Origin of the sequence: Mongoliitalea lutea (assembly GCF_014652135.1) — a bacterium.
In the GTDB taxonomy this organism is placed as follows: Bacteria; Bacteroidota; Bacteroidia; order Cytophagales; family Cyclobacteriaceae; genus Mongoliitalea; species Mongoliitalea lutea.
The window spans coordinates 1-12248 of sequence record NZ_BMYF01000038.1 but is presented as its reverse complement, the minus strand read 5'-3'; the positions used below and the strand labels follow the sequence as shown (position 1 = coordinate 12248).

At 41.4% G+C, this 12248-nt stretch carries 12 protein-coding genes; 6 read left to right on the top strand and 6 right to left on the bottom strand.

Annotated elements, in window-relative coordinates; all coding sequences use genetic code 11:
* Nucleotides 1-419 precede the first annotated feature (419 nt).
* Complete coding sequence (locus tag IE080_RS19075) at nucleotides 420-932, bottom strand: 3-hydroxyanthranilate 3,4-dioxygenase (protein ID WP_189586696.1); 513 nt, start codon at nucleotides 930-932, stop codon at nucleotides 420-422.
* Between the two features lie 107 nt (nucleotides 933-1039).
* On the opposite strand from IE080_RS19075, the gene IE080_RS19070 reads away from it, so the two are divergent.
* Nucleotides 1040-2029, top strand: a complete 990-nt coding sequence (locus IE080_RS19070; protein ID WP_189586693.1) for a dipeptidase — start codon at nucleotides 1040-1042, stop codon at nucleotides 2027-2029.
* A 10-nt stretch (nucleotides 2030-2039) separates the two neighbouring features.
* Complete coding sequence (locus IE080_RS19065) at nucleotides 2040-2651, top strand: thiamine pyrophosphokinase (protein ID WP_189586690.1); 612 nt, start codon at nucleotides 2040-2042, stop codon at nucleotides 2649-2651.
* A 42-nt stretch (nucleotides 2652-2693) separates the two neighbouring features.
* Here the strand turns inward: IE080_RS19065 and prmC are convergent, their stop codons facing one another.
* The 3 genes from prmC to IE080_RS19050 are packed head-to-tail and all read right to left on the bottom strand — an operon-like array spanning nucleotide 2694 to nucleotide 4170.
* Entirely contained in the window at nucleotides 2694-3527 is an 834-nt protein-coding gene (gene prmC / locus IE080_RS19060; RefSeq protein WP_189586687.1) for a peptide chain release factor N(5)-glutamine methyltransferase, read from the bottom strand.
* Nucleotides 3524-3886: a magnesium citrate secondary transporter gene (locus tag IE080_RS19055; RefSeq protein WP_189586684.1), complete on the bottom strand. Its 363-nt coding sequence runs from the start codon at nucleotides 3884-3886 to the stop codon at nucleotides 3524-3526. Before IE080_RS19055 ends, prmC begins: the two co-directional genes overlap by 4 nt.
* A complete protein-coding gene (locus tag IE080_RS19050) occupies nucleotides 3886-4170 on the bottom strand; it encodes a hypothetical protein (RefSeq protein ID WP_189586681.1) in 285 nt (94 codons plus the stop codon). Before IE080_RS19050 ends, IE080_RS19055 begins: the two co-directional genes overlap by 1 nt.
* 75 nt (nucleotides 4171-4245) lie before the next feature.
* Between IE080_RS19050 and IE080_RS19045 the strand changes: the two genes are divergently transcribed.
* The gene (locus tag IE080_RS19045) at nucleotides 4246-5439 is read left to right on the top strand and encodes an RsmB/NOP family class I SAM-dependent RNA methyltransferase (protein ID WP_189586678.1); all 1194 of its coding nucleotides are present in this window, start codon (nucleotides 4246-4248) and stop codon (nucleotides 5437-5439) included.
* Here the strand turns inward: IE080_RS19045 and IE080_RS19040 are convergent.
* Entirely contained in the window at nucleotides 5431-7206 is a 1776-nt protein-coding gene (locus tag IE080_RS19040) for a sodium:solute symporter family protein (RefSeq protein WP_189586676.1), read from the bottom strand. The genes IE080_RS19045 and IE080_RS19040 overlap by 9 nt on opposite strands.
* Before the next feature lie 200 nt (nucleotides 7207-7406).
* Here IE080_RS19040 and IE080_RS19035 point away from each other — a divergent pair, with 200 nt between their 5' ends.
* Nucleotides 7407-8438 carry a phosphotransferase enzyme family protein gene (locus tag IE080_RS19035; RefSeq protein ID WP_189586673.1) on the top strand — a complete coding sequence of 344 codons (1032 nt, stop codon included), beginning with the start codon at nucleotides 7407-7409 and terminating at the stop codon, nucleotides 8436-8438.
* Here the strand turns inward: IE080_RS19035 and IE080_RS19030 are convergent.
* Complete coding sequence (locus IE080_RS19030) at nucleotides 8422-8748, bottom strand: nuclear transport factor 2 family protein (RefSeq protein ID WP_189586670.1); 327 nt, start codon at nucleotides 8746-8748, stop codon at nucleotides 8422-8424. The two genes, IE080_RS19035 and IE080_RS19030, sit on opposite strands and share 17 nt — an antisense overlap.
* Before the next feature lie 401 nt (nucleotides 8749-9149).
* Here IE080_RS19030 and IE080_RS19025 point away from each other — a divergent pair, with 401 nt between their 5' ends.
* Together IE080_RS19025 and IE080_RS19670 are read left to right on the top strand one after the other, a co-directional pair.
* On the top strand, nucleotides 9150-10628 hold the full coding sequence (locus tag IE080_RS19025; protein ID WP_189586667.1) for a DUF11 domain-containing protein: 1479 nt from the start codon (nucleotides 9150-9152) through the stop codon (nucleotides 10626-10628).
* A 45-nt stretch (nucleotides 10629-10673) separates the two neighbouring features.
* A partial coding sequence (locus IE080_RS19670) for an Ig-like domain-containing protein (RefSeq protein ID WP_189586664.1) occupies nucleotides 10674-12248 on the top strand: 1575 nt, incomplete at its 3' end.

The window sequence follows — 12248 nt, the reverse complement described above, 5'->3', positions numbered from 1 at the left end:
TTAGCACAGATGGATTTTTTCACGCAAGGAGCGCCAAGACTTATCGCAACGCTCGCAACATAGAAATTTACACCTAAACCAAATCTAAAATCTACCCTCTAAAATCTACAATTGAAAAGTCCACGAATGGGACGGATGACACGAAAGGATAAGTTCCTGTGATTTTGGGTTGACGTCCCATAGAAGCGGGTTCAAACCTGCGCAAATGAATTGTGCCCTACTCATATTTTCAGGGATTAAAACCAGTGGAATTGATGGAGTTAACTAGCTGAATCTTAACTTCTCTCTTTAGGCACAAATTTTTCAATACTGATTTTTTGCGTTTTCCGTGTGTTCTCCGAACTGTCTTGGTTCTTGATTCTTGGCTCTTGTTTCCAGCTAGCTTCTAGCATCTCGTCTCTCGCTTCTAAACTCTCGCCTCATTTCTCCATCACCGTTCCACACTTCCCACAGGTCGTATGCTTCGGATTTGACCAGAAACGCTCCATGATTGGGGGGAGTTGAGATACGATGTCGGTAATCTCTTGGTATTCTTCGTAAAGTTTGTTTCCACAGTTTTCGCAATGCCAAATAAAGCCATCTTTTTCACCGGGTTTACGGTAGCGCTCTATGACCAAACCAATGGTATTAGCTGGTCTGCGAGGGGAGTGGGGTGTTTTAGCTGGTAATAGAAACATTTCACCAGCCTTTATCTCAACATCCCGAACTTGGCCTTCTTCTACAATTTTCAAAATGATATCTCCTTCCACTTGGTAAAAAAACTCTTCTCCTTCGTTGTAGTGAAAATCTTTTCGGGAATTGGGGCCACCCACGACCATGACAATGAAATCATCGTTGCCCTTATACATGACCTGATTTCCAATAGGTGGCTTCAGTAAATGCCGGTTTTCTTCAATCCATTGATGAAAATTGATAGGTTTTGCGATTGGCATGGTCTTCTTATTTTTTCCGTTAAACAAAGAAAAGGCCCGTATTTGTTTAAACCAATTTTTTATCTCTTAAAAATCATGGACCTTTGTGGATAACTAATCACCCTTATATGAATCTTCCCGTTATTGATCTGCACTGCGATATGTTGTCCTACTTGGCTAATGTGCCGTATGCAAATCCTGCCAATTCTGCTGATATTGCTTGTGCCATCCCTTTGTTAAAAGCAGGAAATGTACGCATGCAGGTCTGTGCGATTTATACAGATGTACGTAAAGGAAGCATGGATTTAGGCATTAAGCAGGCTTTCAAGTATCGAGAAATGCAAATGTTTTTTGCTAAGGACTTGCAGCGGGCAGATGCAGAATTTTTAAATAACTTTTCCTGCCAACAAAAAATCGGAACTATAGTGGCTATAGAAAATGCTGCTGGGCTGGCTGATGAATATGTGCCAATAAACAAAGCTTTTGAAAACCTGGAATATATCCTCAAACTAACCGGAAGAATTGCTTACATCAGTTTGACCCACCATACAGAAAACCGTTTTGGTGGAGGAAATTATACGGAAGGCATAGGCTTGAAAGAAGATGGAAAGCGATTGCTCGATTATATTGCAGGCAAAACAATTGCTATCGATTTATCCCATACGTCTGACTTATTAGCAGAGGGAATTTTAACCCATATCGATGCCCATGGACTAGATATCCCTGTGATTGCTTCCCATTCTAACTTTAGGACAATTTGGAATCATAAACGGAATTTGACAGATGAATTTGTGAAAGAAATTATCCATAGAAAGGGATTGATTGGAATCAATTTTTTACGTGCCTTCTTGGACAATGACAACCCTGATAGAGTTTATGAACATTTGATATATGGTTTTCAAAATGGTGCCGAGGAGCAGATGTGTTTTGGGGCAGACTTTTTCTATACCAAAAATTGGCCGGATCAGATGCGATTGCCTTTTTATTTCCCAAATGTGGAGGATGCCAGTAAATACCCTGCTATTTTGGAGCGACTCCAAGAAGATTTATCCACAGAGCAATTGGAGAAACTTGCTTATGGGAATGCTCAGCGATTTTTTAGTAATTTGTGGAAATAACCGATAAGCTATGTCCTCTCATCATTTTGTCAAAGAACAACAAGAACCAGCCATACTCATCTTATCCACAGAAGGGTTGATGTATGAACAGTTTGCTCCACTTTTGGAGTGGGTTCCTACGGTGTTGGTTGCCCAATCAGTTGTAGATCAAGTGATTTCCTGGGGGATCAAAATAGATGTGATTTTGGCTGAAATGAGTTATCAACAGGCTAATTATCATTTGTTGGAGGAACAGTATCCTGTAAAATTTGTCGGGGTCAGTCAGCAGGATTTTCTTCAGGAAGGGTTACAGTACCTTATTGCAACCAAACACGGAGCTGTGAATATCATTGGTTATCCACATCAAGAAGTAGCTCAATTAGCTGATTTTATGGAGCTCATGGATATGGTGATTTGGGATGCTCCCTTGCGCTATTTTCCCATCAAGTATGGACATTTCAAAAAGTGGTTTCCTGAAGGAAGCCAAATTCAATTGCATGCTCCAGAGGGGACCTTCATAGAGGTGAAAAATCCTGATGGGGTGGAGCTAATTTCCATCAAGCATGCTACCATGCTTGAATTACCAGAAGGGAGTACAGAGTTTCATGCGAAGGAGTTATTTTGGATTGGGGAGTTTGTTTAAAAGGTACCTTTTATTTTTCGGTTTATCCACAAGAAAAAGAGATCATACTATAGCGGATACCATCCTATTCTTCCCATTTAAATCTTGGTGAATTTGTACCTGTTGATAACCTTGAGTTTGTAATAAATTGGCAGTTTCTTGGCCCAAGGCTTCATTGATTTCAAAATAGAGTTTGCCTCCTGACTTCAAAGCATTCTTGGCCTTTTCTGCAATCACTCGATAAAATAGCAAAGGGTCTTTATCGTACACAAACAGAGCTACATGGGGTTCATGCTCGAGTACATTGGGATGCATCCATGCTTTTTCTGAATGCTTTACATAAGGAGGATTACTGACAATGATATCTAAGTTATCCACTGGAATAGCCTCGTTCAATATATCCACTCGATAAAAGCCAACAGCGGCATGGAGTTTTGCCGCATTTGATTGCGCAACGGTTAATGCTTCTTCTGAGATATCCAAAGCAGAAACATGCGACCCTGGTATTTCCAAAGCCAAACTTATCGGAATACAACCCGATCCAGTACCTATATCTAATATGGTTGGTGCAGCGAATTTATTTTCCTTGATGATCATGTGCACCAACTCCTCAGTCTCATTTCTTGGGATCAGCACAGCAGGATTTACTTGAAATGTTCTTCCATAAAAAGGTGCTTCACCCAAAATGTATTGAATGGGTTTTTGCTGCATCAATTCTTCCAGGGCCTTTGGCATGGTCTGTGGAATTTCATCTATCAAGGAGTTTTTCAAAACATCCATTCTTTTCAAACCCAAAAAATGCTCAAACAACCAACTAGTTAATTCACCTGCTTCCAGTTCAGAGTAAATTGTGGACAATTGATTTGTGTACTGTTGATAAAGTGCTCTAGTATTCATTTCTCCTGTGGTTTGTTGATAAAGATATAAAATATCAGCGTACCCAGAGCATAGCATAATACATCCCAAACATCAGCCGTGTAGGTGGTGGAAAATCGAGGGAGAAACCATTCGAAAATAAAGGAAATGTATGCAAAGCCAACAAAGGTTTGCACTTTGCTGAAAACAAAGGCATCCTTTTGTGGGTGAATCCAACGGTACACCTGAAGAGTAATCCCCAAGATTACCGGCATAGCCATTAAGTCATCCAAATAGGCATGAACCCAAGGGATGTAGATAGCTAGGATTCGCTCGATAAACTGATTGACTGCAAAGAGCAAAGCAGGAATCCAAAAAAAGGGGTTGTTAAAAACAGTCATTACCCAGGCAAGACAGCTACCAACCAAGCTATAAAGGTGATGATGGCCATGTAGATGGTATAAAAGAAATTGCCAACTTTTTTTAAGACAACGACGGCGTCATTATCTGTTTCCTTGATATGGAATATCCATTGTTCCTGATTGGCTTTGGTATCTGCTTCTCGTCTTTCGTGGTATTCTAGGTCTCTTCCTCCCAGTGGTTTTCCACAGTGTTCACAAGCATCATTGATGTTTACGGTCCAGTTAGACCATTCTCCGCAATGCGGGCATTTTTTCTGTCCCATACTCAAAAGTACGTAAGATTTAACAAATGGATGGTATAATTCTCATCGGCGTGTACAAATACCTATCTTTGCACCATGAAATTATTCCCAAATTTAGTGAGAGCAGTAGTCGCTGCTTTAGATGAGATTTTTTACCAAGAACGCTATGCTGACAAGGTTATCGAACGGATACTGAAGTCTAACCCGAAGTGGGGAGCCCGTGATCGTGGATTTATCGCAGAGACTGTGTATGAAATGGTCCGATGGAAGCGTTTGATAGAAACCTTGTCTCCATCCAAAGACTTGTATCATTTATTTGGGACCTATTGGTTGGTGCAGGGAAATCAATTGCCTGCATGGGAAGAATTTAAGGGAATCGAGCCTAACAAAATCAAAGAAGCTTATGCTAAAGTTGAAAGCAGGGCAGTCAAGCAGTCTATTCCCGATTGGTTGGATGAATTGGGCGCTTCCTTGCTTGGTGATCAATGGGATGAAGAAATCGATACACTCAATCAGCAAGCAGAGGTGGTCTTGCGTGTCAATACTCTGAAAATTTCCAGAGAGCAATTAATCAAACGCCTGAAGGAAGATGGTATCGAAACCTATGCCCCCAAAGGCTACAAAGACGCTTTGGTCTTGGCCAAGAGACAAAATGTATTTAGAAACCCAGCTTTTAAAGAGGGCTTGTTTGAGGTTCAGGATGCCTCCTCCCAATTAGTGGCAGCAGCTTTGGAAGTGGAACCGGGTATGCGGGTGATCGATGCTTGTGCTGGGGCTGGAGGGAAGTCTTTGCATTTAGCTGCTTTGATGGAAAATAAGGGCAGGATTTTGTCCATGGACATTCATGGGTGGAAGTTGCAAAATGCCAAGTTGAGAGCAAGACGGAATGGTATCTCCATCATCGAACCAAGGGTAATTGAAGGGAATAAAACGATCAAGCGCCTAAAAGAATCGGCTGATCGGGTGCTATTGGATGTTCCCTGTACGGGTTTGGGTGTGCTCAAACGTAATCCAGATACCAAGTGGAAACTGACACCTACCTCTGTGGAAGAAGTACAGAAAATCCAACAGGATATTCTCCAAAGTTATGCACAAATGCTCAAGCCTGGTGGACTGATGGTCTATGCTACTTGTAGTATTTTGCCAGTGGAAAATCAGGTACAAGTTGAAAAGTTTCTAGGCTCAGACAAGGGTAAAGATTTTGAATTGGTAGAAGACCAAAAGGTACTGGCACAGGAATCTGGATTTGATGGATTTTACATTGCTAAGCTTCGTAGAAAATTAGCGTAAGTTCTTCCAGCTTAAGATAAGCACAAAGCCACCTAGGATGGCCACACATGTTGCCATAAGCGCGTAAGTGGTCATTCCATAGATCCAAAAACCAACGCTAAAGAGCGCTGCATAGACCATTATGGAACCTATGAGCATCAAACCGATTTCTTGAGGCAATCTACCAGCCTCTTGTTTTTCTTCTGGATATTTGTCCAAAAGCTTCTTCCAGCCAAAGGCTGCGGGTCTTACCTTTCTGTAAAAAGAAAGGAGAATTTCATCCTTCTCTGGCTTGGTCAATAAAGTCACGAGTAGCCACACCAAAGTCGTGATTCCCACTCCATAAAGAATCTTCAGGTATTCTTGACCATCGGGGATAGTAATCCAACCAACTTTAGGATTCACAAATTCAAAGTAAAGTGCAATCGCAAAAGAAATGACCATCGCAGAGATCTCTGTATAAGCATTGATTCTCCACCAAAACCATCGCAGGATAAAAATTAAGCCTGTTCCGGCACCAATTTGGAGAAGTACTTGAAAGGCCTGCAGGGCATTGGAAAGTGCTAGTGCAAAGATCGCCGCCAATACCATCAAGAGTACAGTAGATATCCTGCCCACCAAAACCAATTCCTTATCTGTGGCCTCAGGTTTCCAAAAGCGCAGATAAAAGTCGTTGACAATGTAGGAAGAACCCCAATTCAGGTGTGTGGATAAAGTGGACATGACTGCGGCAATTAAGGAAGCTAGCACTACACCTATCAAACCCGTTGGTAAGTAGGTCAGCATAGCTGAATAGGCCAAGTCATCGCCCAATTTATCATCGGAAATGGCAGGAAAGGCTGCTTTCAAATCCGAAATCTGTGGAAAGACAATCAAAGACGCTAAAGCAATGATGATCCATGGCCATGGCCTCAAGGCATAATGGGCGATATTGAAAAATAAGGTTGCACCAATGGCATTCTTCTCATCCTTGGCTGATAACATCCGCTGAGCAATGTAGCCACCACCTCCAGGTTCTGCACCAGGGTACCAAGTGGCCCACCATTGAATAGCTAATGGCATCAACAAAAGCGGAATGACCAGATTCATATCGCTCATATCTGGAAAAAGATTTAATTTATCGGAGACATTGGGGTGGCTTAATAAGTTGTCCAAACTCCCGATTTCCGGTAAGTCAATAATGTAATAGGCAGCGCCTATTGCCCCGGCCATGGCTATGAAAAACTGAAAGAAATCTGTAAGCAATACCCCTTTCAATCCTCCCAAGGAGCTATAGATTACGGTTACAATAGATGCCAATAACAAGGTTTCCCAAGCTTCCAAACCCAACATTACCCCACCGATTTTGATAGCAGCCAAAGAGACCGTCGCCATGATGGCCACATTGAAGAACACTCCTAGGTAGATTGCTCTAAAGGCCCTTAAGAATGCCGCAGGTTTTCCACCATAGCGCATTTCATAAAATTCGAGGTCAGTAGTTACTTCTGAGCGCCTCCATAATTTGGCATAGACAAAGACCGTCAGCATTCCCGTCAATAAAAAGGCCCACCAAACCCAGTTGCCGGATACACCATTTTTTCTGACAATATCGGTTACCAAGTTGGGAGTATCTGCCGAGAAGGTGGTGGCTACCATAGAGACGCCCAACAACCACCAAGGCATATTTCTACCGGATAAGAAAAAATCTTTGGCAGATTTTCCGGCTTGCTTGGAAGTATAAATTCCGATAAGCATGGAAATCACAAAAAAGGCAGCAATAATGGCCCAATCAATTAGGGAAATGTTCATAGGTGCTTGGTATACGGGACTAAAGTTCAATGAAAAATTTACAATTCATCACTTAACTTTTATAATAAATTTCACTAATGTAAGAATTTTGTCAGTACTTACCAATCGAAAAACCCTGCTGCGGAGAAAAAATTTTATCTCAGACCAAAACTGCATTATTTTCTTCGACATTCGGTACTTTTGGAGGAATTTTAATCACCATGCAGTATTTCCCTTGGCTCAAACCCATTCAAGCGGCCTATCAACGATCTTTTAGCTCGGTAAAGCCTTTAGGCAGTGGGCATATTCATCAAACCTTTAAAATTTCAGCAGGTACTGATCTCTTTGTACTCCAAGAGTTTAATGTGAAAGTGTTTGAGCATCCCGAGCGCATTTCATTCAATCAACAGCTGGTTTTGAAGGGTTTGATAGGGAAAAACCTGCCATTTGCATTGCCTCTGCCAATTCCGAATCGGGAAGGGCAATTGTTTACTGCTGTCAACGATTCAATTTTTCGCTTGAGCCCTTATGTCGCGGGAGTTTGCTTGGATGAAGTTGAACAAATTCAAGAGGCTAGATTGGCTGCCGAAGCCTTTGCGGGTTTTATAGTGGCTTGTTCCTCCATTGATGCTACGCTCCTTCAGGATACTATTCCAGGCTTTAATAATTTGGAATTACGTTTTCAGCAGTTGAAGGATGCCTATGCGAATACTCAACGGGAAGTAGTGGGAGAACTTAAGGGCTTGGTTGATTTTTATTTGGGGCAGGAGTCTTTGGTGCGTGAATATACCGGGTGGATACAAAGGTTGCCTCTACGGGTAACGCATAATGACACCAAGATTAACAACCTGATTTTTTCTTCAGACAGACAACGGGTAGAAGCAGTCATTGATTTGGATACCATCATGGCGGGCTATGCTTTTTATGATTTTGGTGATTTGGTTCGTACGGTAGCCTGTACGCAACCGGAGTCTTCTACAAACTGGGAGAAAATAGGAGTGGATCGAGTAAAATTTGAAGCTCTTTGGAAAGGTTTCTTGAAAGGAGGAAAGGGAGTTTTGACAGCAGAAGAGATTGCTTCCCTACCTTTTGGTGGGAAAATGATGACTTGTATTATGGGCTTCCGGTTTTTGGCAGATTACCTGAATGGCAATAGCTACTACAAAATCCATTACGAGGAGCAAAACCTGGATCGGGCAAAGAACCATATGCTGTTATTGCAGGCCTTAGAGGATCTCAACTTTCATCCTTGATAAAGCTAATCAGTCCATCTTTGAAGTGGAAAGTGGAGGTGCCAGAAAGTTTCAACTCATCACCTGCCTTCATGCTTTTTGAAAAATCCATGGCCAATTCAGCATGGTAATCGATGCTGATGATGATTTCATCCTGAGATATCTGCCAGTCCTTAATCGTCTGTTTTCGCCAATTAAAAAAAGTGCAGGCTTTTTCCGCTTGGATTTCAAAGGCTTGGATTCCTTCCAAGCGGAGCATCAATACCCCTTTGGAATAGTTTTCAAACACAATGTCATTATGTAAATTCATAAGCATGCCTATAATATACATCGAATTGTAAGTTTGAATATAGTTTTTGATAAGATCAGAATTTGTCATTATTAAGTTGAATTGGAAATAATAATCATAGTATTTTTCGATCACGAATTAATAAACTTTTTTCAAAAAGTCTAATAAAGTATGTGAGGAATTATATTTTATTCGTCTAAGCCGAAAGACTTGAATGGATAGTTTATTAGTTAGCTAAATTTTTACATGCCAAGAAATATTATGTAATCGAAAAAACTATATGTGAAATTCATTTTTTTATTTTTTTTTCGTAGGTTTACGCCTTATATTGAAAAAATTATAAGCTTTTGATTCTCAAATGAAATATTGGAATATAAAACTGTGTATATTTCAGTTGAAAATGGAAAGTAAAAAAGCGTCATCCAATCTTTCAAACTGATTATATGAAAAAATTTCTACTGTTTATTCTACTCGTTAGTGTATCATTTCCTGTTTTTTCACAAACCAATCCTGCCTTGGAATTTGCAGCAGGTGATGGAAATCCTACAGGTAATGGGCCGGTAACTACCACAACCATTAGATTTAGGAATAATACCAATAATCCAACCGGCAATACCTTTGCTACATATAATCCAGCGTTGACGGTAACTGCTACACTAACTAATCAGCAGTTTAATTTTGTGGGTATTGCTGAAAATGGATCTACATTTTTTGGTCAGAGAATTGTTCCTGCTCTGATTTTCCCTACTCATGCGGGGTCTCTTGGCGTACCTTCCAGTTCAGATTTTAGTGGTTCTGGTGCTTCTACTGGCCAAGGCCTTTCTATTACTGAAAACCGAGTAATTGAGATAATTAATATAACTAACCCATTAAGAATTGCAAATGTGCCTACCAATCAAAGGGTCAGAATAGTCGATCTTGTACTCACATTTAATAGGCCTGTAAATAATCCTATTTTGCACATACAGGGCTTGGGTGGATTTTCTGGGTCTTTAGCTTTTTCTGCAGAATTGAATCTGTTAACTTCTAACGTGCCAGTTACTCTATCCAAATTATCTGGTTCTTCTGGATTAGTAGTTCAAACTGTTGGCGGTGTCCAACAAATCAATAATCCAAATCCGATTGCAAGTGATGGAGATAGTTCTGGTAAAGGTTCAGTTTTGATCTCAGGTACAGGAATCAGCACTATTACTTTCAGGATTTTTCTAAGAGGTGATGGAAATGGTTCAGATTGGGCTCAGTCTGATACTGACATAGCAGGAGATGCATGGGCTTTTTCTTTTACCTTACTCGAATCAGACTTAGCTGTAACCAAAACTGTAAATAACTCAACTCCTAATTTTAATGATTTAGTAGTATTTACGGTAACCGCTACAAACAATGGAGCAAGTAACAATACTAATGTGGAGGTTTTAGACCAATTGCCCAACGGATTCACTTTTGTAAGCAGTTCAGCTACTGCCGGCACTTACAATGCAGGTACAGGAATATGGCAAATAGGTAACCTCAATAGTGGACAGTCCCAAACGTTGACCATCACGGCAACAGTTAATGGCTCTGGTAATTTTACTAACCAAGCAAGTATTTCAGGCCTTCAAAGCGATCCTGTCTCAGGGAATAATTCGGCACAAGTAGTAGTCAACCCAAATTTAGCGGACTTGCAATTAAGCAAATCAGTGAGTAATGAGAATCCTGCGGTGGGAGAAACAGTCACATTCACCATTGGAGTAGCCAATCTAGGACCTGCAAATGCTACGGGGGTTTCCGTTGAAGATTTCTTGCCTCCTGGTTTTGGGTCAGTAACCAATATCAGTAATGGAGGTACGATTACCGGAAATGTCATTACATGGACAAATCTTAGTATTCCAAATGGCAATACGTTGAATCTTACCTTTGATGCACAAGTCTTGCCGAAAAATTAAAAATATTTATAACGGTTTGGTTTTTCCAACCATTATCTACTCCATATGAAATTAGATAATTTACTTTCTAAAACCTTGCAGCGCTCATTATATCTCGGTGCTTTTTTTGCATGGTTAGCAGTGTTATCGTTGGATACTTTCGCTCAGACTTCACCTGTGATTGTGAGTACTCCAGGAACATCAACTTTTACAGTTCCTGCCGGTGTTTATAGTATTAATGTGGATGCTATTGGCGCTGGTGGTGGCGGTGGTGGACGAGGAAGTGGCACTGGTGCAACTGCCCGAGGGGGTGGTGGTGGGGCATTTGCTGGCCGTACCATTGCTGTGACACCTGGACAAGTTTGGACGATCGAAGTTGGTGCTGGTGGATCTGGTGGATCTGGGGGGGATAACGCAGGGGCTAACGGAGGAAATACAGTCTTCAGATTAGGTTCGGAGGTTTTTGTTAGAGCTGCTGGAGGTTCTGGTGGATCTGGAAGTGATAGCGGAGCAGGAGGACTAGGTGGTACTGTTGCAGCATCTATTGGTACTTCAGTTTTTAGGGGCGGAAATGGTACTACAGGTGGTGGCGGTGGTGCCGGGACTACTGGTGCGGGTGGAGATACTGGAGGTGCTGCAGGTGGTTCTGGAACTGCTGTAGGAGGTGGTTCAGGTGGATCCGCTCCGACGGCTTTTGGTTCATCTGGTAGTAATGGGGGGAATTCATTTGGTGGAGCAGGTTCAGGTGCGCGAAGAAGTACTTCAGGAAATATTGTTGGTGGTACAGGTGCTGGCGGAGTTTTACAAATTTCATTTGTCGTTTTATCCTCTGACCTTCAGGTTTTAAAAACTGTTGATCAACCCAATCCCTTTTTTGGATCGAATGTCACATTTACAATTACAGCGACTAACGCAGGTCCTAATAATGAACCGAATGCTAGTGTAGTAGACTTATTACCAAATGGCTACACATTTGTTAGTGCCACACCTTCTGTTGGTTCCTATAACTCTTCTACCGGTGTATGGACAATCGGAGCGTTAAATAGTTCTCAGTCCCGAACACTACAGATTGTAGCTACGGTGAACAGTTCAGGAAACTACTTGAATCAAGCTACAATTTCTGGGACTAATCTTGAGACGAATAATGGCAATAATACAGCTTCTGTAAGTGTTACACCTCAATCTCCAAGTGCAAATGACGATCTATTTTCAGGAATTGAAAATGAAGATGTGCTTGGTGATGTTTCTGTTAATGATGTCTTTCCCACAGGTGCTGCTTTTTCTGTTGTATCAGGTCCTTCGAATGGGTCCTTGACTTTAAATGCAGATGGAACTTTTTCCTACACTCCGAACAATGATTTTTTAGGTCAAGATATCTTTACCTATCAAGTTTGTTTGCCTGCACCAAATGCCGGTGTTTGTGACTCAGGTCAGGTAACTATTCGAATAACTGGTTTTTATGAAAACCTAGCACAAATTTCAGCCAGTAATCAGTCCGACCCGAATACTGCCAATAATTTTGCATCAGTTGTAGCGGTTCCGGTACCGGTTGCCAATGTTGGGATAGAGAAGACGGCGAGCACGTTGTCACCGAATGTTGGGGAGAATATAGTATTTACGTTGACTGCGAGCAATGCGGGT